This window comes from Corynebacterium faecale (genome assembly GCF_030408735.1).
Taxonomy (GTDB): Bacteria; Actinomycetota; Actinomycetes; order Mycobacteriales; family Mycobacteriaceae; genus Corynebacterium; species Corynebacterium faecale.
Genome location: NZ_CP047204.1, coordinates 2520378 through 2544244, shown reverse-complemented (window position 1 = coordinate 2544244; position 23867 = coordinate 2520378). Strand labels below are relative to the sequence as shown.

Annotated in this window: 19 protein-coding genes; 16 read left to right on the top strand and 3 right to left on the bottom strand. The window is 61.0% G+C overall.

What is annotated here, in order from left to right; all coding sequences use genetic code 11:
• Positions 1 to 165 precede the first annotated feature (165 nt).
• From dacB to CFAEC_RS11520, 14 genes are all read left to right on the top strand, one after another.
• Complete coding sequence (gene dacB / locus CFAEC_RS11585; RefSeq protein ID WP_290276983.1) at positions 166 to 1431, top strand: D-alanyl-D-alanine carboxypeptidase/D-alanyl-D-alanine endopeptidase; 1266 nt, start codon at positions 166 to 168, stop codon at positions 1429 to 1431.
• Positions 1432 to 2373: a tRNA lysidine(34) synthetase TilS gene (gene tilS, locus CFAEC_RS11580; RefSeq protein WP_290276980.1), complete on the top strand. Its 942-nt coding sequence runs from the start codon at positions 1432 to 1434 to the stop codon at positions 2371 to 2373.
• A gap of 54 nt (positions 2374 to 2427) precedes the next feature.
• Complete coding sequence (gene hpt / locus CFAEC_RS11575; RefSeq protein ID WP_290279909.1) at positions 2428 to 3012, top strand: hypoxanthine phosphoribosyltransferase; 585 nt, start codon at positions 2428 to 2430, stop codon at positions 3010 to 3012.
• Between the two features lie 148 nt (positions 3013 to 3160).
• Positions 3161 to 5677, top strand: a complete 2517-nt coding sequence (ftsH, locus tag CFAEC_RS11570) for an ATP-dependent zinc metalloprotease FtsH (RefSeq protein WP_290276979.1) — start codon at positions 3161 to 3163, stop codon at positions 5675 to 5677.
• Positions 5655 to 6263, top strand: coding sequence for a GTP cyclohydrolase I FolE (gene folE, locus CFAEC_RS11565; RefSeq protein ID WP_435384233.1), 609 nt, complete (start codon positions 5655 to 5657; stop codon positions 6261 to 6263). The genes ftsH and folE overlap by 23 nt, the downstream gene beginning before the upstream one ends.
• The gene (gene folP / locus CFAEC_RS11560) at positions 6264 to 7118 is read left to right on the top strand and encodes a dihydropteroate synthase (RefSeq protein WP_290276975.1); all 855 of its coding nucleotides are present in this window, start codon (positions 6264 to 6266) and stop codon (positions 7116 to 7118) included. It abuts the gene before it with no gap.
• On the top strand, positions 7111 to 7515 hold the full coding sequence (gene folB, locus CFAEC_RS11555; protein WP_290276973.1) for a dihydroneopterin aldolase: 405 nt from the start codon (positions 7111 to 7113) through the stop codon (positions 7513 to 7515). Before folP ends, folB begins: the two co-directional genes overlap by 8 nt.
• Positions 7516 to 8004: a 2-amino-4-hydroxy-6-hydroxymethyldihydropteridine diphosphokinase gene (folK, locus tag CFAEC_RS11550; protein WP_290276970.1), complete on the top strand. Its 489-nt coding sequence runs from the start codon at positions 7516 to 7518 to the stop codon at positions 8002 to 8004.
• A 3-nt stretch (positions 8005 to 8007) separates the two neighbouring features.
• Positions 8008 to 8475 (top strand): DUF3180 domain-containing protein, encoded by a 468-nt coding sequence (locus tag CFAEC_RS11545; RefSeq protein ID WP_290276968.1) that lies wholly within the window; start codon positions 8008 to 8010, stop codon positions 8473 to 8475.
• Positions 8476 to 8485: 10 nt separating this feature from the next.
• Entirely contained in the window at positions 8486 to 9262 is a 777-nt protein-coding gene (locus CFAEC_RS11540; protein ID WP_290276965.1) for a DUF6779 domain-containing protein, read from the top strand.
• Positions 9263 to 9312: 50 nt separating this feature from the next.
• A complete protein-coding gene (locus tag CFAEC_RS11535; protein ID WP_290276964.1) occupies positions 9313 to 9966 on the top strand; it encodes a 6PGD fold domain-containing protein in 654 nt (217 codons plus the stop codon).
• A complete protein-coding gene (locus CFAEC_RS11530; protein ID WP_290276961.1) occupies positions 9963 to 10736 on the top strand; it encodes a pantoate--beta-alanine ligase in 774 nt (257 codons plus the stop codon). Before CFAEC_RS11535 ends, CFAEC_RS11530 begins: the two co-directional genes overlap by 4 nt.
• Positions 10737 to 10775: 39 nt before the next feature.
• Positions 10776 to 12347, top strand: a complete 1572-nt coding sequence (lysS, locus tag CFAEC_RS11525) for a lysine--tRNA ligase (protein ID WP_290276958.1) — start codon at positions 10776 to 10778, stop codon at positions 12345 to 12347.
• Between the two features lie 230 nt (positions 12348 to 12577).
• On the top strand, positions 12578 to 13528 hold the full coding sequence (locus tag CFAEC_RS11520; RefSeq protein WP_290276955.1) for a DUF559 domain-containing protein: 951 nt from the start codon (positions 12578 to 12580) through the stop codon (positions 13526 to 13528).
• On the opposite strand, the gene CFAEC_RS11515 is transcribed toward CFAEC_RS11520, so the two are convergent.
• Positions 13525 to 15507: an acyl-CoA synthetase gene (locus tag CFAEC_RS11515; protein ID WP_290276953.1), complete on the bottom strand. Its 1983-nt coding sequence runs from the start codon at positions 15505 to 15507 to the stop codon at positions 13525 to 13527. The two genes, CFAEC_RS11520 and CFAEC_RS11515, sit on opposite strands and share 4 nt — an antisense overlap.
• 120 nt (positions 15508 to 15627) lie before the next feature.
• Positions 15628 to 17559 (bottom strand): MFS transporter, encoded by a 1932-nt coding sequence (locus tag CFAEC_RS11510; protein WP_290276951.1) that lies wholly within the window; start codon positions 17557 to 17559, stop codon positions 15628 to 15630.
• Between the two features lie 330 nt (positions 17560 to 17889).
• Here CFAEC_RS11510 and CFAEC_RS11505 point away from each other — a divergent pair, with 330 nt between their 5' ends.
• Positions 17890 to 19332, top strand: coding sequence for an MDR family MFS transporter (locus CFAEC_RS11505; RefSeq protein ID WP_290276948.1), 1443 nt, complete (start codon positions 17890 to 17892; stop codon positions 19330 to 19332).
• 4 nt (positions 19333 to 19336) lie between these two features.
• Here CFAEC_RS11505 and CFAEC_RS11500 read toward each other — a convergent pair whose 3' ends face one another.
• Positions 19337 to 20770, bottom strand: coding sequence for a GuaB1 family IMP dehydrogenase-related protein (locus tag CFAEC_RS11500; RefSeq protein ID WP_290276946.1), 1434 nt, complete (start codon positions 20768 to 20770; stop codon positions 19337 to 19339).
• Positions 20771 to 21080: 310 nt separating this feature from the next.
• Between CFAEC_RS11500 and CFAEC_RS11495 the strand changes: the two genes are divergently transcribed.
• Positions 21081 to 23864, top strand: a complete 2784-nt coding sequence (locus CFAEC_RS11495; protein ID WP_290276944.1) for an ATP-dependent Clp protease ATP-binding subunit — start codon at positions 21081 to 21083, stop codon at positions 23862 to 23864.
• Positions 23865 to 23867: the final 3 nt, after the last annotated feature.

The window sequence follows — 23867 nt, the reverse complement described above, 5'->3', positions numbered from 1 at the left end:
GAATGTCCTTATCTTCTCGGTCGCTGATCAGGGGTGATCATGAAAAGTCTGATGCTAGCCCAAGATTCTAGCGTGTCTATGGTTTCTGGCTGGGTTGGCACGCGATATAAGGTGTGAGACCGGATCCGAATCCCAGGGAGAGACACAGTGTTGAGGAGAACCCACATGAAGAATGGTTGGTGGATTGCCTCATCGGTAGGCGCACTGGCTGTGGTGGTTGGCGTGGCGGGACTGGGCATCAACGCCCAGATCAACAGCCTGAACCACCCTCCCGCCTACACGGTGGCGGCACCCACAGAGATCTTCCAACCCGTCCAGGCCCAGGCAGAGGTGGATTTCACTCAGCTTCGGGCCGCGCTGGAAACAGCCGCGGATGACCCCCGGCTGGGGCGTTTCGTGGGCCAGATCCGGGACGTGGACACAGGTGAGATCATCTGGTCGCAGAACCCGGATGCCCCCGTCCGCCCGGCGTCGGCAACCAAGATCCTCACCGCTGCCGCTGCACTCTATGAACTTGGATGGGATGACACCATCGCGACTGATGTCGTAGCTGGGGATACCCCCGGAACGGTGGTGATCCGTGCAGCGGGTGATGTCACCATGAGCCAGGAGCAGCTCGATGATCTGGCGGAGCAGCTGGAGGGGCAGAGCATCGACACGGTTCTGGTGGACACCTCCATCTGGAGCGCTGAGACCTTCGCGCCGGGCTGGGAGCGCATTGACATCGATGCAGGTTATATCGCCCCCGTTGAACCCGTCATGATCGAAGGTGGCCGCATCGGTGGCAGTTACGGTGATCTGCCCCGCACCCACACCCCGGCCCTGGATGTGGCGAAGGCCCTGGCGGACCGGGTGGGCGCGGACGATACCGGCAAGGGAACCGCCACCTCTGAAGCGCTCGTCCTGGCCACCACAGAATCTGAAAACCTGGAGACCCGGCTGCGTCGCATGATGGAGGAATCCGACAATGTCATGGCCGAGGCCATCGGCCGCGAGGTGGCGCAGCACCGCGGGGAACCCACCGACACCGCCAGCTCAGCACGCCTGACCATGGATATTCTCGAGCAACAGGGATTTGATCTCACGGGTGTGAACATCGTGGATAATTCAGGACTGAGCTTTGACAACCTCATCACCCCGCGACTTCTCGATGATCTCCTCCACGCCGCCGCCACCGGCGACACCCTGCGCCCCTTGCTCAACACCCTCCCCATCGCCGGGGGTAACGGCACCCTGATCGATCGTTATGAGGATCTCGGTGGAGCCGGCTGGGTCCGTGCGAAAACAGGCACCCTCACCGCCACCTCCGCGCTTGCGGGAACGGTGACCTCGGACCGGGTGTACACCTTCGCATTCGTGTCCAACGGGTCGAATATCCTTGATGCACGCGCCGCAATGGATGAGATGGCCACCGTCCTCAGGGAGTTCTAGGTGCCCGCCACCATCGGCGATCTACCCCTGCCCAGAATCAGCCCGCATTTCCTGAAACTGCGCGTGGCGGTCCGCGCGTATCTGCGTGAGCATGTCCATATCGGGCTCTCCGGGGGCCCTGATTCCCTCGCGCTGGTGGCCGCCGCCCGCGCGGAGGGGGCCCGCGTCACCGCGATCTGCATCAATCACAATCTGCAGGACAATTCCGCCGCGGTCTCCGAAATGGCTGCCCACCAGGCTGAATCCATGGGCGCGCGGGCGGTGATCCGGTCCGTCACCGTGCCCGCAGGCAGCATGGAAGCTGCGGCGCGGGAGGCTCGTTATGCAGAGTTTGCCCAGCTCACCGACATGATCTGGACCGGGCACACCATGGATGACCAGGCCGAGACCTTCCTGCTCGCCGGGCTGCGGGGCAATCCCGCGGGGATGAAAAGTGCTTCTCGACGCCCCGACCTCACCATCATCCGACCCCTTCTGGGTGTGCGGCGAGCCGATACCCACGGGGCCTGCGAGGAATTACAACTCTCGCCGTGGTCTGATCCGCAGAATTTCGACCACGCTTTCCGACGGGTGTCCATCCGGGAGCAGTTGATTCCACTTCTTCGCGACATCCACGAGGGTGATCCGGTTCCGGGACTGGCGCTCGCGGCAGGCAGGGCTGCCATGGAGGGCGAGGCGTTGGAGTTTTTCGTCGATAAGCGTCGCAGTGAGTGGTCAGATGGTTTTCCGGTGTCGCTGGCCAGCGAACCGTTCGCACTGCGCCGGCGCATGCTGGCGGATTTCCTGCGCGGCCATGGGGTGCGCGTGACCTCACGGAAGGTGGAGGCGGTGGACCGTCTGCTCACCCATTGGCATGGGCAGGGGGGCGTGGCGGTGGGCAAAGCCGCCACGGGGAGGTTGGAAGTGGTGCGTGTAAGTGGCAAGCTTAGGGTCACCGGTTGAGACAACACACGAACAAAAGAAGGTGCGCGTAAGACTATGGGCAACAACGTGGAGATGGCAGACCAGAAGGACTTCAACGTCCCGACCAACCCGTATGGGGACGATATCGAGTCCGTCCTGATCAGCGAAGAGAAGCTCAAGGAGCGCATCCGTGAGATGGCTGACCGGGTCTCCGAGGAGTTCAAGGACTCCGAGGAGGATCTGATCCTGGTGTGCGTGCTCAAGGGCGCGTTCTACTTCCTGGCGGACTTCTCCCGCATGTTGTCCATCCCCACGCAGTCCGAGTTCATGGCGGTATCCTCATATGGAAACTCCACCTCATCCTCCGGCGTGGTGCGCATCCTCAAGGACCTGGACAAGGACATTGAAGGCCGCAACGTCCTCATCATCGAGGACATCATCGATTCCGGACTCACCCTGTCCTGGCTCATGCGCAACCTGAAAAACCGCCACCCGAAGTCCCTCAACGTGATCACCCTCCTGCGTAAGCCGGAGCGGCTGACCGCCAACATCGACATGTACGATGTCGGATTCGATATCCCGAATGAGTTCGTCGTGGGATACGGCCTTGATTTCGCCGAGCGTTACCGCGACCTGCCCTATGTGGGTACCCTCGAGCCACGCGTCTACTCGGATTAGGTGTGGGAACGATTCTGCCCTGCCGAACGTTGACACATCAATGACCTGCTAGTCAGAGTTTCACCTAATGCTCCACCCAGTGTTTCACCCATAGACCCGAGAAAGGCATGGGCCGGACCGCAGGCTCCAGCCGGGACGGCCATTGCGCATGAAGAACAAGAAATACCTGCAATACGGTGGCATCGCCGCCGTAGTCCTCATTGTTTTGTTCCTGTTCTCACTGTTCACCAGTGATACCAGGAATTTCCAGGAAGTGGACACCTCCGTTGCCATGGAGCAGCTGGAGGCCGGCAACGTCGCCGAAGCACAGATCGACGACCGCGAACAGCGCGTCCGCCTGACCCTGCGTGAGCCTATCGACGTGGAGGAACGCGAGGGTGTGGAGGAGATCATCTCCCAGTACCCGGCGCGCACCGCACCGGTGATCTTCGAGAAGGTGGAAGCCTCCGGCGCTGAGTCCTACACCACCAACGTCACCCAGGATAACTTCCTGGTCTCCATGCTCAGCTTCATCCTGCCGATGCTGATCATCTTCGGTCTGCTCATCTTCTTCCTGTCCCGTGCGCAGGGCGGTGGCATGTTCGGCATGGGTGGATCCAAGGCAAAACAGCTGACCAAGGACACCCCGACCAACACCTTCGCAGATGTGGCCGGTGCTGATGAAGCCGTGGATGAACTCCATGAGATCAAGGATTTCCTGGAGGATCCCACGCGCTACCAGGAACTGGGCGCCAAGATCCCACGCGGTGTATTGCTGTATGGCCCTCCCGGAACCGGTAAGACCCTGCTGGCGCGCGCTGTTGCCGGCGAGGCGGGTGTGCCGTTCTACTCCATCTCGGGTTCAGACTTCGTGGAGATGTTCGTGGGTGTCGGTGCCTCCCGCGTCCGTGACCTGTTCAAGCAGGCCAAGGAGAACAGCCCCTGCATCATCTTCATCGATGAGATTGACGCCGTGGGCCGTGCCCGTGGCTCAGGAATGGGTGGTGGCCACGACGAGCGTGAGCAGACCCTCAACCAGCTCCTGGTGGAGATGGACGGTTTCGGTGACCGTGGCAGCGTCATCCTCATGGCCGCCACCAACCGTCCCGATGTGCTGGATGCGGCTCTGCTGCGCCCGGGCCGTTTTGACCGCCAGATTCCCGTCACCGCCCCTGACCTCAGGGGTCGTGAGCAGATTCTGGAGATCCACGCCAAGGGCAAGCCCTTCGCCCCCGATGCCAATATCAAGTCACTGGCCAAGCGCACCGCAGGTATGTCCGGTGCGGACCTGGGCAATGTGCTCAACGAGGCAGCTCTCCTGACCGCCCGCATCGGCGGCAACGTGATCACCGCTGACGCACTCGAGGAGGCCACCGACCGCGTGATCGGTGGTCCACGACGCTCCTCCAAGATCATCTCCGAGCAGGAGAAGAAGGTCACCGCCTACCACGAGGGCGGCCACACCCTGTCCGCGTGGGCCCTGGCTGATATCGAGCGTGTGTACAAGGTGACCATCCTCGCCCGCGGTCGTACCGGCGGCCACGCCATGACCGCCCAGGAAGATGACAAGGGCATGTACAACCGCAATGAGTTGTTCGCACGCCTGGTCTTCGCCATGGGTGGCCGCGCAGCTGAGGAGCTCGTGTTCGGTGCACCGACCACCGGTGCCTCGGCAGACATCGAACAGGCCACTAAAATCGCCCGCGCGATGGTCACCGAATACGGCATGAGTCCCGCGGTGGGCATGGTCAAATACGGTGAGGAACAGGGCGATCCCTTCTCAGGGCGTGGGGGCGGCGGAACGCTGACCCACTCCCAGGAGGTGGCGGCGCTGATCGACACCGAGGTCAACTACCTGCTCAACAAGGCCCATGAGGTCTCCTATCAGATCCTCCATGAGTACCGCGATCACCTGGACGAACTGGCGGAGAAGCTCCTGGAGAAGGAAACCCTGCGTCGTCCTGACCTTGAGGTGTTGTTCACCGATATCGTGCCACGCAGCATTGATGAGGTGTTCCCGGACGAGGATTCCCGCTTCCCGCAGCAGGAGGGCCGCGAACCGGTGAAGACCCCGGTGGAGCTGGCCATCGAACGCGGCGAGGAACCACCGAAGCGCTTCTCCATTGTGGAGGCATCCAAGGCGGCCCGTGAACGTCGACGCAAGGAACTCGAGGCGCAGAAGCCCGCCGGGGACACCCCTGCTGAGGTTCCCGGGAGCACCGGTTCCACCCCGGCTCCCAACCGTTATGGCACCCCGCCGCCAGCTGATTGGACGGTGCCGGGCAGTGCGAATGCCGGTGGCACCGACTTCGGCGGCGCCACCAGGGTTCCGGAGCAGGGACCTGCACCCGACACCTCCCGCCCCAATCCTTATGCCCGGAAGAACCACAGTGGGGAACACCCCGGCATGAAGGCTTATGGCTTCGGCGACCAGGAACTGATGGACCAGTCGACCGGCGATGAGCACACCCCCGGTAATGTCTCCCGTGGAAACAAGGGCAGCAGCCCGGGGGATGCTCCCACACAGGTCATCGGTTTCCGTCTGCCGGACCATGAGCGTCCGGATCATCCGGACAATTCCGAGCCTGTGGAAGAACGCCCCGGCATGATGCAGGACGCCGTGGATATCGATGCCGATCAGGCAGAAGAGCCGGGAGCTGACAATGAAGGAGACAAGCGTGTCTAACAACATCGACGCGGTGCGGGAGTTCGACCAGGAACGCGCTGAGGCTGCGGTCCGCGAACTGCTGATCGCCGTGGGCGAGGATCCAGAGCGCGAGGGTTTGCTGGACACCCCGGCACGTGTGGCCCGCTCCTACCGGGAGATTTTCGCCGGCCTTCACGAGGATCCCACCTCTGTGCTGGAAAAGACCTTCTCCGAGGATCACCAGGAGCTGGTTCTGGTCCGGGAGATCCCGATCTACTCCACCTGTGAGCACCACCTGGTGCCGTTCTTCGGCGTGGCACACATCGGCTATATCCCCGGTAACAGTGGCAAGGTGACCGGTCTGTCCAAGTTGGCCAGGCTCGCGGACATGTACGCGAAGCGCCCTCAGGTGCAGGAGCGGTTGACATCACAGATTGCTGATGCGCTCGTGGACAAGCTTGATGCCCAGGCCGTCGCCGTGGTGATTGAGGCCGAGCACCTGTGCATGGGAATGCGCGGCATCCGGAAGCCGGGTGCCGTCACCACCACCTCCGCCGTGCGCGGTGGTTTCAAGAACAATGCGGCTTCGCGCGCGGAGATCTTCAGCCTGATTCGGGGGAACTAGATGAATGTGGACACCCTGACCATCCCGGGTCGGTGTCTGGTGATGGGGATTGTCAACGTCACCGAGGATTCCTTCTCCGACGGTGGCCGCTTCGTGGAGGTGGACCTGGCTCTTGCCCATGCCCGCCAGCTGGTGGCTGAAGGTGCGGACATGATCGATGTGGGTGGTGAATCCACCCGCCCCGGCGCCGTGCGCGTTGATCCCGAGACCGAGCTCAACCGGGTGGTGCCGGTGATTCGTGCGCTGCACGAGGAGGGGATCCACACCTCGGTGGACACCATGCGCGCTTCGGTGGCTGCGGCATCGGCTGAGGCCGGGGTGTCCATGATCAATGATGTCTCCGGCGGTCTGGCCGATCCGGAGATGTTCGCCGTGATGGCTGATGCCAAGATCCCGGTGTGCCTCATGCACTGGCGGACCGTGCAGTTCGGTGACGCGGCCGGTAATGCCGATCATGGTGGCAATGTTGTCGCCGATGTGCACCAGACCCTGGATGAGCTGGTCGCCCGCGCGCTGGCCGCCGGGGTGTCCAGGGACCAGATCGTGCTTGACCCGGGCCTCGGTTTTGCCAAGTCCCGCGAGGATAACTGGGCGCTGCTCAATGCACTGCCTGAGTTCATCGGCGGCGAGTTCCCGATCCTGGTGGGTGCCTCCCGCAAGAGGTTTCTTGCCGGCGTGCGGCGTGAACGTGGCCTTGAGGTGACGCCTGTCGACGCCGACCCGGCAACCGCCGCCGTTACCGCAGTCTCTGCCCACATGGGTGCCTGGGGGGTCCGGGTGCATAATGTTCCGGTGTCCCGTGACGCCGTGGATGTGGCAGCTCATTGGAGAAGCGCAGGTGCCTATCATGGCTGACCGTATTGAACTCAAGGGCCTGGAATGTTTCGGACACCACGGGGTCTTCGATTTTGAGAAGGAACAGGGCCAGCCTTTCATCGTGGATGTGACCTGCTGGATGGATTTCTCCGCGGCAGGTGCCAGCGATGATCTCTCTGACACCGTGGACTATGGTGCGTTGGCACTCCTGATTGCAGACATCGTGGAGGGCCCGTCCCGCGATCTCATTGAAACCGTGGCCACTGAGTCTGCGGAGAAGGTGATGGAGACCTTCGGTGCGCTGCATGCCGTTGAGGTGACCATCCATAAGCCGAAGGCGCCGATCCCACGCACCTTCGGGGACGTGGCAGTGGTTGCCCGTCGTTCGCGGAAGACCCACCAGAATCAGAAGACTCATCAGAAGGCAGTGAACTAGATGCGTGCCGTGCTCTCCATCGGATCCAACATGGATGACCGCTACACCCTCCTGCAGGGGGTTCTTGAGGAATTCAAGGATGAGACTGTTGCGGTCTCCTCCATCTACGCCACCCCGCCATGGGGCGTGGAGGATCAGGATGAGTTCCTCAATGCCATTCTCGTGGTGGATGTCGACTGCACCCCCATTGAGTTGTTGCGTCGCGGACAGAAACTGGAAAATGACGCCGATCGCGTCCGCACCCGCAAATGGGGCCCGCGGACATTGGACGTGGACATTGTTCAGGTTCGTGACGGTGGGCATGAACTGCTCTCGGACGACCCCGAACTGACCCTCCCGCATCCGTGGGCCTGGCAACGTGCCTTCGTGCTCATCCCATGGTTGGAGATTGAACCAGAGGCGGTGCTGCACGGATCCACCGTGGCAGCCCTGGTGGAGAACCTGGATCCCACAGACATTGAAGGCGTAACCAAGGTCAGGGAGTCCTAGCCCATGCAGAGAACGTCCACTGCGGTGCTGATCGGAGTCGGTGGTTTCATCGCCGCGGTCTCTGCGATACTCACGTGGCGTTTCTACGGGTCCATGACCACCATCCCCGTGACCGTGTCGGTGAGCCTGTGGGTGTTGGCCGTGATCTGTGTGTTCGCGGCTGTGAAGGTCCGTGGCCGGGTCGGTGACGGCATGATCGGTCAGGACAGCAGTCAGATGAATCCGGTGACGGTTGCGCAGCTGATGATCCTGGGCCGCGCGGGGGCGTGGACCGGTGCGATCGTGGGTGGAATCTATGTGGGCGTGTCCAGTTTTGTGATTCCCCGCGTGGGCGAGCTGATTGCGGCATCCGAGGATCTCCCTGGTGCCCTGGCTTCTGCGCTGGGAGGGATCGCCCTTGCCGCCGCCGGATTATATCTTGAACGCAGTTGCGAGGTCCCGCCTACACAATCCGGGGAAACGATCGGCTAGATTGGAATCCATGAGTCAAGAATCGTCGGGCAGCGAGCCGAAGCAGCAGCCTTCTGCCGACCGCGGACAGATTCTGTTGATGGTTCTCATCGGCCTGGCTCTGGTCGCCAGCGTGATCATGTTATTCACGGACAGTGACGGCGCCCAGAAGATCGCCCTGCTGGCAGCGCTGTGGTCAGCCATCCTCGCCTTCTTCCTTCTCTACCGTGACCGCAAGCAGGTGGAGATGGCGCGCCAGGAACTTGATGAGCAGGAAACCATTCACCGCGCGGAGCTGGAGAAGAAGCAGGCTGAGGCTCAGGCCGAGAAGTTCCGTCTGGAGAAACAACACCAGGCAGAGCTGAATGTGAAGGAAAATGAGACGCTGAAGGAGATCCGTCAGCAGCTCGAGGAGATGCGTGCGCAGCTCTCTGAACTCTCCGGCCGCGAGTGGGTCTATGAACCGGCGGTGGTCCAGGCTGAGGCCAGGCGCATCATTGAGCTGGAAACTGAGCAGAACCGTCTGAACCGTCTGAACCTGGAAGCTGAGAGCAGTGCCCCTGAACCGGTGGCCCCGGAGCACGTGGAGACCGTGCCCACCCCGGAGTGGACCGCTCCTGATGAGCCGCAGGATGTGGTGGATGTGCAGGTGGAACAGTCAGCTGCCGATATTGCTGAACCAGAGGAGAAGCCTTCCCGTCACTCCGCCCCGGATGCCGGTGGTGGCCGTCGCCGGCGTGATGAGCGACGAGGTGGCGTCAGCGTGGCTGACCTGCTGGCGGCTGCGAAGAACAAGGGTAAGAAATAGTGCGTGCACCGCGCCTGCGGATCGGGGTGTTAACTGATGGTTCAAACCCCGTGGATCTGTCTCTGGAATTGTCGGCGGTTGGCCACATGGTGGAAACCGTCAGCGGGGCTGAAGAAATCGGGAACTGCGAACTTGTGGTGATCGCGGTGGCGGATGACCAACTGGAGGCCACCGTTGAGCAGTTGACGGCCTTCTCACGTCGTGGGCAGATGTTCCTGCACACCTCTCTTTCTCACGGTATCCAGGTGATGGATCCACTGGAAACCTCCGGCGCGATCGTGATGGCAGCTCACCCTCTGGGTGCGGATCGCTGGGTGGTGGCCTCAACGGATGAGCTGGGTGAGACCATCGTCGGATTGCTGGTGGGGGAGTTGGGTGGTTCCACCATCCGGGTTGAGGATGCCCAGCGCATCCAGCTCGCCGCCGCCGTGACCTATATGGGTTATATCCGGACACTGGTGCAGGATGCCGAGATTTTCCTGGATGGTTTCATCGGTGACGGCGAGGCCACCGGCGAGATCGTGCAGGGCGCTGCTGACCGGTTTGTGCCGATGCCTAAGCTTGATGATCTGATGGGGCAGTACGCATCCATCGAGGATCCCGGGCGGCAGCGACTGTTCCGGGACCTCTCGCGCAGGCAGGCTGAGATCTCCCGCGCGCAGGATATCGAGTTGTGGGCAATCCAGAAGGAGGACCGGGGATGAGCTTCGAGCACGGGCAGGGTCGAATTTTTGACAGCAGTGAAAAGATCGGGATGTTCGGTCGCGCGTTGCGACGTACAGGTAAGCCGGTGGTGCTGGTGCCACTCGGGAAAGGCCTTCATGCAGGCCACATCGCTTTGATCCGTGCCGCGAAACGCCTTCCGGGTGCCGTGGTTGTGGTGGCCTATGCCGGCCCGGAGGCTGATCATGAGCGCATCCGCGGGGAGCACATTGACGCACTCTTCCCCTACACCGAGGAAATGCTGTGGCCCAGTGGGGTGCGCACGCAGGTGGGTACAGAAGCCGTGACGCGTGTGCTCGGCATGATTGGAGTGACAGCTGCGTCTGATGTGGTGCTCGGCGATAAGGATTATGAGCACCTGGTGACCGTGCAGCGCGCCATCAATGACCTCCACATTCCGGTGAAACTCCACAGCGTGCCCACCGTGCGCATGCCGGATGGCCTGGCGATCTCCCTGCGTAACACCCGCATCCCGGAGGCTGACCGGGACCGCGCCACCGCGATCGCCGCCGCGCTGACCGCCGGTGCGCACTCCGCTGAACACGGCGCGGAGGTTGTCCTTGAGACCACCCGTGGCGTGCTGGAGGCTGCCGGCGTGACGCCGGATTCCCTTGAGCTCCGCGGCCTGGACATGGGGCCGGCGCCTGAGGTCGGTGACGCGCGGCTGTTTGTTGCGGTCACGCTTGGCGACGTCCAACTCACCGACAACGTCGGCCTCCCCCTGGGAATCGGTTTCAAAAATATCGAGTGATTCCTCCTCCACCCCTGGTATCGGCTAATCTTGGTATCCGTGACTGACTCCAATTCCACTTCCAAGAACAATTCCGCCGATTTGCCTGAGCAGCTGCGCATTCGTCGCGAAAAGCGCGAGCGCATCCTGGACAGTGGAAAGGACGCCTACCCCGTTGAGGTGGACCGCACCATCTCCATCTCCGATCTCCGCAGCAAATATGTTGTCGGCGAAGGCGATGCCGAGGGCGTGACCTACCTCGCCGCTGGTGATGAGACCTCCGATGAGGTAGCCATCGCCGGCCGCGTGATGTTCATCCGCAACACCGGAAAGCTCTGCTTCGCCGCCATCCAGGAAGGCAATGGCAGCACCGTCCAGGCCATGCTGTCCCTGGCCGCCGTGGGCGAGGAGTCCCTGGCCGCATGGAAGGCCGAGGTGGACATGGGCGACATCGTCTCCGTCCGCGGCCGCGTGATCGCCTCCAAGCGTGGCGAGCTCTCCGTCATGGCCGACTCCTGGCACATGGCCTCCAAGTCCCTGCGCCCACTTCCGGTCGCTTTCGCCGACATGAGCGAGGACACCCGCGTCCGCCACCGCTACACCGACCTGATCATGCGTGAACAGGCCCGCAACAACGCCCTGACCCGCATCAAGGTCATGCGTGCGCTGCGCCACTACCTGGAGGATCAGGACTTCCTTGAGGTGGAAACCCCGATGCTGCAGACCCTCCACGGTGGCGCTGCTGCCCGTCCTTTCGTGACCAACTCCAACGCCTTCGACCTGGACCTCTACCTGCGCATCGCACCGGAGCTCTTCCTGAAGCGTTGTGTTGTCGGTGGCATGGAGCGCGTCTTCGAGGTCAACCGCAACTTCCGCAACGAGGGTGCCGATTCCACCCATTCACCTGAGTTCGCCATGCTGGAGACCTACCAGGCCTGGGGCACTTATGAGACGGGCGCCGCCCTAATCCAGGGGCTGGTGCAGCACGTGGCCCAGGAAGTATTCGGCACCACTGCGGTGACCCTGGTTGATGGAACTGAGTACGACCTCGGTGGCGAGTGGAAGACCATCGAGATGTACCCATCCCTGAACGAAGCTCTGCAGCGGAAGTTCCCAGGTCAGCCTGAGGTCACCATTGACTCCACTGTGGCTGAGCTACGCGAGATCGCTGCTGTCATCGGTTTGGCTGTTCCGGAGAAGGGCGGCTGGGGCCACGGCAAGCTGGTCGAGGAGATCTGGGAGCTGCTGTGTGAAGATCAGCTGCACGGCCCGATCTTTGTGAAAGACTTCCCGGTGGAGACCTCCCCGCTGACCCGTCAGCACCGCACCAAGCCTGGTGTCACCGAGAAGTGGGACCTCTATGTCCGTGGCTTCGAGCTGGCCACCGGTTACTCCGAGCTGATTGACCCGGTCATCCAGCGCGACCGCTTCGAAGACCAGGCCCGCCTGGCAGCAGACGGCGATGATGAGGCCATGGTCCTTGACGAGGACTTCCTCTCCGCCATGGAGCAGGGCATGCCGCCCACCTCCGGCAACGGCATGGGCATCGACCGCCTCCTCATGGCCCTGACCGGCCTTGGTATCCGTGAGACCGTGCTGTTCCCGCTGGTGAAGCCTGAGCCCCGCCAGTAGGCTACTTCCTTCCTCCCAACTAACTACGACATCGCCCCACAGACATCAGTCTGATGAACTACGACATCAGTACTCATGTCTGCAATGCGGTGTCGTAGTAGCATTTCGGAAGCCTAAAAGGCAAGCCCACAGAGCTCTGGACTGTGGATAACAGTGAGTTCTCCACAGAAACAGCGACTACCTTCGGCCGGGTCATTGCGTCTGAATGCCGCAGCCCTGATAGTCAGGTTATGAAAAACTGGGGCAAAGAATACGGACTGATCAATCTCACCCACCTGTCATACTCTGATCGTCATATCCACGACCAGTTGGTAGATGGATCCCTCATCAGACTCACCGCTGAAGTGGTAATGAGCGGTGCCACTTATCGCAGACTTCCTCCCTGGGAACGCGCAGCTGCGAAGGCATTTGCGGTGGGGATGACAGTGGATAAAGCAGTCGTCGGGGGACAGGCGGCGGCGAGGCTGTGGGGACTGCAAACTTTAACAATCGAAAATGCCGTCGCCTGCTACCTACCGGGTAAGAAGGTTCCTAAATCGCCCAGGCAGTGGCCCGAAGGTGTGGTGTACAGGTATGGCTATCTGTCGGCGAGGGATATCCGGGAGTTTCATGGAATCCGAGTTACCGGCCTGATCAGTACCGTGTTGGACATTGCTCGCAACGATGGTTTACATGCAGCTGTGGTTGTTATTGATTCCGCGAGACGCCAGTGGGAGTCAGTTACACCCGAATATCTGCACAGGGAACTCGAGGCTCTCCAACGACGCCGTGGCGTCCCAGTTTTTCGAGAGGCCATTGAGCTCTCTGTCCCTAACTCCGATAGTGCGCAGGAAACCCGGGCCCGGCTCATTCTCCATGAGGCCAACCTGCCGGAAATCACATCCATCAGGCCGCAGGTGCGTTTCAATCGTGGGAAATCTGGTCGCTATTATGTGGTGGATTTTCTGATCAATGACCGGGTCATCGTGGAGATCGACGGGCGATCAAAGTACAAGACCGACACCCCAGACCAGCTGGAGACTGCGCTCTTAGCGGAGCGTGACCGGGAGAAGCTCTTCACCAATCATGGCTATACAGTGTTGCGCATTGAACCGAAGCAACTGGATGCAGTGGCTGGTGCAGAGTGTGAGTTTCTCCAACTTGTCCGTGCCGTGCTCCACAAAGAGGCTACCGCGGCCTAGATCTTCTCATGCGAGCTTTCTAGCTCCATCGATGACCATTGGTTATCGTCGAATAGTGCGAGTGCGGTGGGCGCTGGACGCAGCCATGGCCGAGGAGCTTCGGGGCGGATCGCCACGATAATTTTGCTGGGTGAGATGATCTCTACGTTGGTGTTATGGTTCGCGGGTTTGGTCCACCGGGTGATCTCAATGCCTGAATCTTGGTTGAGAAAAATGAGTTCTGGCCCTGCGCTGGATACAACTACACCTTTGCTCGTGAACCAGGACCAGGGTGGTACTCCTATTTCGTGGTGCTCGACAGATTCGACCCGGAAGTCGGGGCCGATGACCACGGTTGTCTGCAGGCTGTGGAGGAAATATCGCTCGCCAATGCGGATGGGATCACCTACTGAGGTGCCATCGGTATGGACGACACAGATGTCGAACGTACCGTCAGGATTCGCCCTGCCCAGGGCGCTACGAGCGCTGGTCGCATCAAAATCGACCAGGGAGAAGAGTCCATCCGGAAATATTTGCATGATTTCCCAGGGCGCCGGCACTTCGGCGTCCATGGCATCAGAGGGTGGATGCCATGATGAAGCCTGGGGCAACGAAGATGAACCAGGGACCAGTACCCAGGCTTGTTCCGCGTTGTGAATGACGTCTTCTGAGAAGTACAGCGCGCTGCGAATAGACAGAGAAACAGGAATGAAGGATTGCCCCAAGTACTGCCCAGTGCTGATCTGCCAGCACCGGAGCACGGGGAGACGGTAGTCGAGCACCCAGAGGTGATCGCCAAGCACATGGATACTTCCGGTCTGGAATTGTTCCGGGACCAGGGGTGGGGGAGTGGCACCGTCGAGGGTGACATCTAAGATGACATCGCGAAGCCCGATCTCGTCTTCGTTGTATGCCTCAGTGGTGTCCTCTAACTCTTGCCAGAGACGCCGTGAATCGGTGAAACCACCCACGCCGCCGAAGATACGCTCAACCTTGACGTCGTTCCACACGGTTTCCGGGTCCCAGGCTGCGTAGGCGAACCAGCCATTCAGTTCAGCCTCGTGGTCCACCGGTACCGAAATGTCGGAATAGGTGGACCAGCCATCGCCGGTGAAAATCACCGGCCACGGAGGACCGGGTTCGTCCAGGTGGCGGATCCAACCGCGGCGTGTAGTTTCCAGGCCGGGGAGGGGTGGCTCACCTCGTCGAAAAGCAAGCGGTAAGCGTACGGATTCGCCAACCTTGTACCGCGGGTAGGAACCTTCCAGGGAGCCGTCACCGATCCAGATCCGCAGCCGACGGAGATCCGCGGACTGCGGTGGGAGCTGCTCAAAGAAACCGGGGAGATCCTCAGCCGCGGGCAGCTCAACGGGCTCCTTCAATGCGGCCAGCTGCGCATCCCATTCTTCTTTCCAATCGACGGCGGTACCTTCCCAAGCGGGATCAGGCACAGCAGAAGGGAAGAGGACACTCACGGCCTCGATGCGTTCACACTCGGATTCCACGGCGAGGAGGGTGCCATGTTCCTGATCCACCTCGATCAGCCGGGGATGGTCTTCGAGATGGAGACGGCTGTGAGCTGCGCTGGGCACCACCCAGGTGGTTCTCCCGGCAACCTCCCCTGAGAGGATCAGGCCAAGATCAGCATCATCGAGGTGCATATTTTTGATTACGGCGGCTGGCTTGAGGAAGAAACCGGCTATTCCGAGGACCTGGAGATCGGCGACGTCGACAATCGCAGGAACCTCGCGCCCCTCAAAGACCCAACGCGTGGCACCGGAACCGCGCACCACGTCCGCCCCGCCCCGGAGGGCGTGTACCCCGCTGGCGGAATGGTGGACGGTGAGGCCGGTGGCGTCGAGAGACAGGAAGAAGGTGGGGCGGATGACCCAGCCGAAGTGGCTCTCCGGGTCCCGGGTGCGAGTAACCTCGAGGGCAACGGTTGTGGGCTTCTCGGCACCCCGGCGGATCAACTCAAGTAGTTCAGTCACGGTCTGCATTGGTTCAGGCTAATGCAGGAGATGCGATTTAGCTGGGTGTTCTCTGCGCACATAGAAAAGTAGGCCGGGCTCAATGGGACCCGACCTACTTCACTATCAATGATGTGCTGCTCCTATGGACTAGCGCGTTGGCTGCAGCAGCTCATCCCGGGAGTTGAGGTAGCTGGCGATCGCCAGGCGGTTGATGGCGGAGCGGCTCATGATGCCGACCACTGGGCCATTCCCGCCACGGACCACTGGCACCTTCTTGATGTTCGCATCAGACAATGCGGCAACGGCGTCAGGGATCGACGAGTTGGCGTCGATGGTGAGCACGTCGCGGGTGGCCAGCTTCATCACATTCAGACCGGCCAGATCGGACATGGCCTGGGCCAGGTCGTCATCGGCGCCGATCGCGTAGGAGTAGATGGATGTGGAGGACGGGTGGGTTGCGGAGAGGTAGCGCATGACATCACCATCAGAGATGAAACCAGCGAGTGAACCATCCGAGTGAACAATCGGTGCGCCGGAAATTCCGCGCTCAGAGAATGTCTGCAGAGCACCCAGAACAGTCTGGTCAGAAGACAGGGTGTACACATCGTTCTTCATGATGGACTGGACGGTGTTGTCCTGGCTCTGGGCAGGCGCAGCAGCACGCTTAGCCTGCTGTGCCTGTGCAGCACGGTATGCGAGGAACGCCAGGATGATACCGATGATCGAGGTGACCACAACCAGTGCAACAGCACCACGGAAACCGGTGAGCAGGGAATCAACCTCACTGTTGCCAGCGCGGATATTCGAAGCGGTCAGGGAACCATAGATACCGGCAGCCAGGGAAGTACCAACACAGCCGGCGATCTGGAAGCTGGTGGAGACCACGGTGACACCGTGCGGGCTGGTTTCACGGTCGAGCTGGGAGAGCGCGAAGGTCTGTGACGGTCCGATGACCAGTGCGGTAGCCAGAACAGCAGGAACGTAGAGCAGGCCGAAGATCAGGACTGAGGAATAACCGGCTGCAACGCCGACCAAAGTGACAAAGATCGCCATGATGAGGAAGCCGAGCGGGATCGACCAGCGACCACCGTGGCGGTCGAAGAGGCGACCAGCCAGAGGGCCAGCCATGACGGTGAGGAGGATACCCGGTGCCAGGGTGAGTGAAGCACCCAGTGGGGACATCTCGCGTGCAGACTGCAGGAACAGCGGGATGATCACGTTCATGGCGAAGACGAAGACCAGGCCGAGCATGGTCATCAGCACACCTATGACGAAGGGAGCGTTGGAGAACGGACGCAGGTCAATCAGCGGATGCTCGATGCGACGCTGGCGAATGACGAAGAGCACCATAGCCAGCAGGCCGACCACAGCGGAGAGGCCAGCGTAGAGCGCAGCGCCACCGAAGGCAGCGGAGACACCATAGAGAATGCCGACCAGACCGATTGCCACGAGAAGGAAGGACAGAATATCCAGGACAGGGCGTCCCAGAACAGCGACATTACGAAGGACAACGGCACCGGCGAGGAGCACAATGAGGGTCAGTCCACCGAAGACCCACATCAGGGTGGTCCAGGGAGCAACAGTAAGAAGGATTCCAGAGAGCACGATGGCCAGTGACGGTCCAAGCGTGGTCATCGCGGCCATGATGCCCATGTTCAACCCCAGCTTCTCACGAGGAGAAACAGCCAGGGTGATGTTCATGCCGATGGGAGTAAGGAGGCCCGTACCGATAGCCTGCAGCAGGCGTGCAATGAGCAGCACGCTGAAAGTTGGCGCGAGTGCGCCCACAATGGAACCGACCACCATGATCGCAACGACGGCAACAAACAACGGCCGCGTGGGGAACCGGTGATAAAGCACGTTGGAGACTGGCACGAATACTGCCGCAACCAGCAGATAACCTGTGGTCAGCCATTGGACGGTGTTCACATCGACATTGAAGTCCTGCATGATCGGTGTGAAGGCCACGTTGAGGAAAGTCTCATTGAAAGTGGCGAGGAATGCGGCTGCAGCCGCGACTGCAATCATCCAGGCAGCACGCTTTTGCGAGTGCACAGGTGGATTTTGGGTTTGGGTCATTATTGTCCTGACGTTCGGCGGTGAAACGGCTGATCGACCGTGCCGTGTCAGGAGGTCCTGCAGAAACCCTACGTGTCGTGTCATCGATCGCCATTGTGGCCAATCGGCCACAGAGCATTACACCGTACTGGAATCTTAAGCAAAAGTCAATTTTGCCACCCTCGGATTAGGGAAAAACGACCAAAAGCGCCTCCATGCAGAGAATCGTTTGGTACATGCCCGGCACCTATGGCAAGATTGACAATTTTTCCCCTCTGATGTCCCCCTTATTCACCCACCAGGTATTTCACCCGGCGGATTTCCTGCAAGGAAAGGCCCCCGTCCCTCTTCATGGAAACGACCACCACAACCACCACTAAACAGACTTCTCCCGCACTCCCCAGGGAAGTTGTCATTGTTCTTGCGATCCTGGTTGTCTCCGCGATGATCATGATCCTCAATGAGACGATCCTCTCGGTGGCACTTCCTGCCATCATGGAGGATTTTCAGGTTCCGGAGACCACCGCCCAGTGGCTGACCACCGGTTTCATGCTCACCATGGCTGTGGTCATTCCCACCACGGGGTATCTGCTGGACAGGTTCAGCACCAAGACCATTTTCGTTGCCGCACTGCTCTTCTTCTCGGTGGGCACCCTGGTGGCGGCGCTGGCTCCGACTTTCGCCATCCTTCTAATTGCCCGCATCATCCAGGCAACCGGTACCGCGCTGGTCATGCCGCTGCTGATGACGGTGACGCTGACGGTGGTTCCCAGTGAACGTCGTGGTTCGGTGATGGGCATCATCTCCATCGTGATCTCGGTGGCACCTGCCCTCGGCCCGACGGTGTCCGGCTTCATCCTGAACTCCCTGACGTGGCATTGGTTGTTCTGGATCATGCTTCCGGTTGTTCTGCTGGCGCTGGTTGTGGGAACCCTGTTGATCAAGAACATCGGGGAAAACAAGATCACACCGCTGGATCTTCTCTCTGTGTTGCTGTCTGTTATCGCATTCGGTGGTTTGGTTTATGGGTTCAGCTCGATTGGCGCGATCCTCAACGGCGACGGATCCCTCGGCATCGCCGCCATCCTCATTGGTGCCATCGGCCTGGCAATTTTCATCCGTCGTCAGGTCCAGCTGGGGAAGCAGGACCGTGCGCTGATGGATCTGCGTCCCTTCCGCATCCGCAACTTCACTTTTGCTCTGGTGGCCATTCTGTTGGCCTTCGGTGCGATGCTGGGAACCGTGATGGTCCTGCCTCTCTATCTGCAGAACTCCCTCGGGGTCACCGCACTGGTCACCGGTCTGGTGGTCATGCCCGGCGGACTCTTGCAGGGGCTCGTGGCACCCTTTATCGGACGGATCTATGACAAGGTGGGCCCGCGTCCACTGCTGATTCCGGGTGCCATCCTGCTCACCGCAGGCGCCTGGTCCTTCAGCATCCTCAACGATTCCTCGCCGGTTGGGCTTGTGATTGCCCTGCACATCGTGTTCTCCATCGGCATGTGTCTCATGATGACCCCGCTGATGACCACCGCGTTGGGTTCACTGCCCAGAACCCTCTATGGGCATGGTTCGGCGATTCTCAATACCCTGCAGCAGTTGGCGGGCGCCGCGGGTACCGCCATCATGATCGCGGCGCTGTCCCTGGGCACCCTGCTGGCCACGAATGCTGGTAGTGCCCAGGCTGAGGCGGTTGCCTCCGGTGCCCGCACCGCATTCATCGCCGGTGCCATCATCGCGACCATTGCGTTGGTAGCGTCCCTCTTTGTCACCCGCGTTGAGGAGGAATCTTAAAAAATCACCGTGACGCCCGCGGCTTACCCTCCGCATAACCCTCTGTGGACTGCACACCCACCACGGCGCGCTCGGCGAAGGCCGAGATGGAATCCGCGCCCGCATAGGTGAAAGAGGACCGTACTCCGGCGATGATGTTATCCACCAGGTCCTCCACCCCGCCGTGCTTTCTATCAACGTAGATTCGCGCGGTGGAGATGCCCTCCTCGAACATGGCACGCCGGGCCTTTTCAAAGGCTTCGATCTGCTGGTTACGGTTCTCCACGGCGCGACGCGAGGCCATGCCGAAGGACTCCTTGTACATCCGTCCATCGGATTCAAAGTGCAGGTCACCGGGGGATTCGAAGGTGCCGGAGAACCAGGAACCCACCATCACATTTGAGGCGCCGGCAGCAAGTGCGAGTGCCACATCGCGGGGATCCCGCACGCCACCATCGGCCCATACGTGTGCGCCCAACCTGCGTGCCTCTGCAGCGCATTCCAGCACAGCACTGAATTGTGGGCGGCCCACGCCGGTCTGCATGCGGGTGGTGCACATCGCGCCGGGTCCCACACCCACCTTCACAATGTCGGCGCCCGCTTCCACCAGATCACGCACACCATCGGCGGTGACCACGTTGCCGGCCACGATCGGCACGGAGACATCCAGTGCCCTGATCCGCCGAAGTGCCTCGATCATCGTGCTCTGGTGGCCATGGGCGGTATCAATGACGAGGACGTCGGCGCCGGCGTCGATAAGCGTTTTAGCACGTCCCTCGATGTCACCGTTGATGCCGATCGCGGCGCCCACCCGCAGCCTGCCCGAGGAGTCAACCGCAGGTTGATACATGGTGGCGCGTAGTGCGCCGGCGCGTGTGAGGATGCCGCGCAGCCTGCCGTTCGACGCCACCACCGGCGCCAACTTGCGGCTTGCGCCATGCAGGATCCCGAAGGCGTCCTGGGGTGAGATATCATCCGGCAGCGTCAGCAGGGAGGTGCTCATCAGCGTGCCCACCTGGGTGAAATTATCCACCGCCTGCAGGTCCTTATCGGTGATCAGGCCAACAGGGGTCTCGCCCTCCACCACGATGGCTGCGCCGTGGGCGCGCTTGTGCAGCAGGTTGCGCGCATAGCCGACGGTGTGGTGCGGCTTGATGGTGATGGGGGTGTCAAAAACCAGGTCGGCTTCCTTCACCTTCTTGATGGTTTCCGCCGCGAATTCCGCTGGCACATCCTGCGGCAGGATCGCGATGCCGCCGCGGCGCGCGATGGTCTCAGCCATGCGTCGGCCGGCAACCGCGGTCATATTGGACACCACCAGGGGGATCGTGGTGCCGGTGCCGTCATCGGTGCGCAGGTCAACCGCCATCCGGGACCCGACATCGGACCGCGATGGAACCATGAACACATCCGCATAGGTCAGTTCATACGGCGGAGTGGAATCGTTGAGAAAACGCATGGAGGCAACTTCCTGGGGTCGTTGTGCAGAACGCCCGCAAGGATACCCAGTTCCGTGATTTTCGCTTTGCGACGCCCACCCGGGCAGCGTCCCCGACCGCCCCTTAATGGCGCGCCGCCACCGATAAAAAGACCTGTTCGCTACAGGCGTACAGGGTGGAAAACATCCAGAAAACATGCCTTGACCTGGTGGTACGAACGTTCTGGTAGTCAATTTCACTGTCGTCTGCGGAAAATCGGGGAAGTTTTGTCCTTTGACCGCGTTAGAGTGGGTGAAAGTTAAAATTAGAGGCAATAGTTAAGGGGAGAACATGTTCGAGAGGTTTACCGATCGTGCACGCCGCGTGATTGTGCTCGCGCAAGAAGAGGCGCGCATGCTCAACCACAATTACATCGGCACCGAGCACATCCTTCTTGGTCTTATCCACGAGGGTGAAGGCGTTGCAGCGAAGGCCCTGGAATCCATGGGCATTTCCCTCGACGCGGTGCGCCAGGAGGTTGAGGAGATCATCGGTCAGGGCTCCAAGCCGACCACCGGTCACATCCCCTTTACCCCACGTGCCAAGAAGGTCCTGGAGCTCTCCCTGCGCGAGGGACTCCAGATGGGCCACAAATACATCGGCACAGAGTTTCTGCTCCTCGGCCTCATCCGTGAGGGCGAGGGCGTAGCAGCCCAGGTGCTGGTTAAGCTCGGCGCTGATCTGCCGCGCGTGCGCCAGCAGGTTATTCAGCTTCTCTCCGGTTATGAAGGCGGCCAGGGTGGATCCCCGGATAGCCCACAGGGCGGACCTGCCGGCGGCGACGCCGTAGGTGCCGGTTCCGCACCCGGTGGCCGTGCCGCCGGTGGTGCCGGTGAGCGTTCCAACTCCCTGGTTCTTGACCAGTTCGGCCGCAACCTGACCCAGGCTGCCAAGGACGGCAAGCTGGACCCTGTTGTGGGCCGTGAGAAGGAAATCGAGCGCATCATGCAGGTGCTCTCCCGCCGCACCAAGAACAACCCTGTTCTGATCGGTGAGCCCGGTGTGGGTAAGACTGCCGTTGTTGAGGGCCTGGCCCTGGATATCGTCAACGGCAAGGTCCCGGAGACCCTGAAGGACAAGCAGGTCTATTCCCTCGACCTGGGTTCCCTGGTCGCAGGTTCCCGTTACCGCGGTGACTTCGAGGAGCGCCTGAAGAAGGTGCTCAAGGAGATTAACCAGCGCGGCGATATCATCCTGTTCATCGATGAGATCCACACCCTGGTCGGCGCCGGTGCTGCAGAAGGCGCTATTGACGCAGCCTCCCTGCTGAAGCCGAAGCTTGCCCGTGGTGAGCTGCAGACCATCGGTGCCACCACCCTGGATGAGTACCGCAAGCACATTGAAAAGGACGCAGCTCTCGAGCGTCGTTTCCAGCCGGTCCAGGTTCCGGAGCCTTCCGTGGAGCTCTCCATTGAGATCCTCAAGGGCCTGCGTGACCGCTACGAAGCCCACCACCGTGTCTCCATCACGGACGGCGCACTGGTGGCGGCAGCCAACCTGTCCAGCCGTTATATCAACGATCGTTTCTTGCCTGACAAGGCTGTTGACCTCATCGATGAGGCCGGTGCCCGCATGCGCATCAAGCGCATGACTGCTCCTGAATCTCTGCGTGAAGTCGACGAGCGTATCGCCGATGTCCGTCGTGAGAAGGAAGCGGCGATTGACGCCCAGGACTTCGAGAAGGCAGCTGGCCTGCGCGACAAGGAGCGCAAGCTGGGTGAGGAGCGCTCTGAGAAGGAAAAGCAGTGGCGCTCGGGTGATCTCGAGGAGATCGCCGAGGTCGGCGAGGAGCAGATCGCTGAGGTGCTGGCCAACTGGACCGGCATCCCGGTGTTCAAGCTCACCGAGGCTGAGTCCTCCCGCCTGCTCAACATGGAGGAGGAGCTGCACAAGCGCATCATCGGACAGGATGAGGCCGTCAAGGCTGTCTCCCGTGCGATCCGTCGTACCCGTGCAGGTCTGAAGGATCCGAAGCGTCCTTCCGGTTCCTTCATCTTCGCCGGTCCATCCGGTGTGGGTAAGACCGAGCTGTCCAAGGCGCTGGCGGGATTCCTCTTCGGAGACGATGATTCCCTGATCCAGATCGACATGGGCGAGTTCCATGACCGCTTCACCGCCTCCCGTCTCTTCGGTGCCCCTCCGGGATACGTCGGCTACGAGGAAGGTGGCCAGCTCACCGAGAAGGTCCGCCGCAAGCCGTTCTCCGTCGTGCTTTTCGACGAGATCGAGAAGGCCCACAAGGAGATCTACAACACCCTCCTGCAGGTCCTGGAAGATGGTCGTCTCACCGATGGCCAGGGCCGCGTGGTGGACTTCAAGAACACCGTGCTGATCTTCACCTCCAACCTGGGCACCTCTGATATTTCCAAGGCAGTCGGCCTGGGCTTCTCGGGTTCCTCCGAGACCGATTCTGATGCGCAGTACGACCGCATGAAGAACAAGGTCAACGACGAGCTGAAGAAGCACTTCCGCCCCGAGTTCCTGAACCGTATCGATGAGATCGTGGTGTTCCACCAGCTCACCCGCGATCAGATCGTCCAGATGGTCGACCTGCTCATCGGCCGTGTCTCCCGCGCCCTGGCGGACAAGGACATGGGCATCGAACTCACCGACAAGGCCAAGGCGCTGCTGGCCTCCCGCGGTTTCGATCCGGTGCTGGGTGCACGACCACTGCGTCGTACCATCCAGCGTGAGATCGAGGATGCCATGAGTGAGAAGATCCTCTTCGGCGAGATCGGCGCCGGCGAGATCGTCACCGTTGATGTTGATGGCTGGGATGGCGAGTCGAAGAACACCGACGGCGCGACCTTCACCTTCACCCCGCGCCCGAAGCCACTGCCCGATGGTAAGTTCTCCGAGATTTCCGTCGAGGCGGCCGAGGCCATCCAGGACGTCGACTCCGCAGCGGACGGCGATGTCCCCGAGACCGGTTCTCTCGATGACATCGACCCGGAGACGCTCCGCGAGCTGGATGAGGACGCCTCCTCCAACCCCACGGAATCCGAGCGCGTCACCGGTGATTACTACGGCACCGATGACCAGCCGGGTGGTGCTGCACCACAGCGCGAGCAGTAAAGC

What these genes read in the sequence shown, in the direction of transcription:
- dacB (WP_290276983.1), top strand. Translation starts at nt 166, where the DNA reads ATGAAGAATGGTTGGTGGATTGCCTCATCGGTAGGCGCACTGGCTGTG.
- hpt (WP_290279909.1), top strand. Translation starts at nt 2,428, where the DNA reads ATGGCAGACCAGAAGGACTTCAACGTCCCGACCAACCCGTATGGGGAC.
- ftsH (WP_290276979.1), top strand. Translation starts at nt 3,161, where the DNA reads ATGAAGAACAAGAAATACCTGCAATACGGTGGCATCGCCGCCGTAGTC.
- folE (WP_435384233.1), top strand. Translation starts at nt 5,655, where the DNA reads ATGAAGGAGACAAGCGTGTCTAACAACATCGACGCGGTGCGGGAGTTC.
- folP (WP_290276975.1), top strand. Translation starts at nt 6,264, where the DNA reads ATGAATGTGGACACCCTGACCATCCCGGGTCGGTGTCTGGTGATGGGG.
- folB (WP_290276973.1), top strand. Translation starts at nt 7,111, where the DNA reads ATGGCTGACCGTATTGAACTCAAGGGCCTGGAATGTTTCGGACACCAC.
- folK (WP_290276970.1), top strand. Translation starts at nt 7,516, where the DNA reads ATGCGTGCCGTGCTCTCCATCGGATCCAACATGGATGACCGCTACACC.
- CFAEC_RS11545 (WP_290276968.1), top strand. Translation starts at nt 8,008, where the DNA reads ATGCAGAGAACGTCCACTGCGGTGCTGATCGGAGTCGGTGGTTTCATC.
- CFAEC_RS11540 (WP_290276965.1), top strand. Translation starts at nt 8,486, where the DNA reads ATGAGTCAAGAATCGTCGGGCAGCGAGCCGAAGCAGCAGCCTTCTGCC.
- CFAEC_RS11530 (WP_290276961.1), top strand. Translation starts at nt 9,963, where the DNA reads ATGAGCTTCGAGCACGGGCAGGGTCGAATTTTTGACAGCAGTGAAAAG.
- CFAEC_RS11520 (WP_290276955.1), top strand. Translation starts at nt 12,578, where the DNA reads ATGAAAAACTGGGGCAAAGAATACGGACTGATCAATCTCACCCACCTG.
- CFAEC_RS11515 (WP_290276953.1), bottom strand. Translation starts at nt 15,507, where the DNA reads ATGCAGACCGTGACTGAACTACTTGAGTTGATCCGCCGGGGTGCCGAG.
- CFAEC_RS11510 (WP_290276951.1), bottom strand. Translation starts at nt 17,559, where the DNA reads ATGACCCAAACCCAAAATCCACCTGTGCACTCGCAAAAGCGTGCTGCC.
- CFAEC_RS11505 (WP_290276948.1), top strand. Translation starts at nt 17,890, where the DNA reads ATGGAAACGACCACCACAACCACCACTAAACAGACTTCTCCCGCACTC.
- CFAEC_RS11500 (WP_290276946.1), bottom strand. Translation starts at nt 20,770, where the DNA reads ATGCGTTTTCTCAACGATTCCACTCCGCCGTATGAACTGACCTATGCG.
- CFAEC_RS11495 (WP_290276944.1), top strand. Translation starts at nt 21,081, where the DNA reads ATGTTCGAGAGGTTTACCGATCGTGCACGCCGCGTGATTGTGCTCGCG.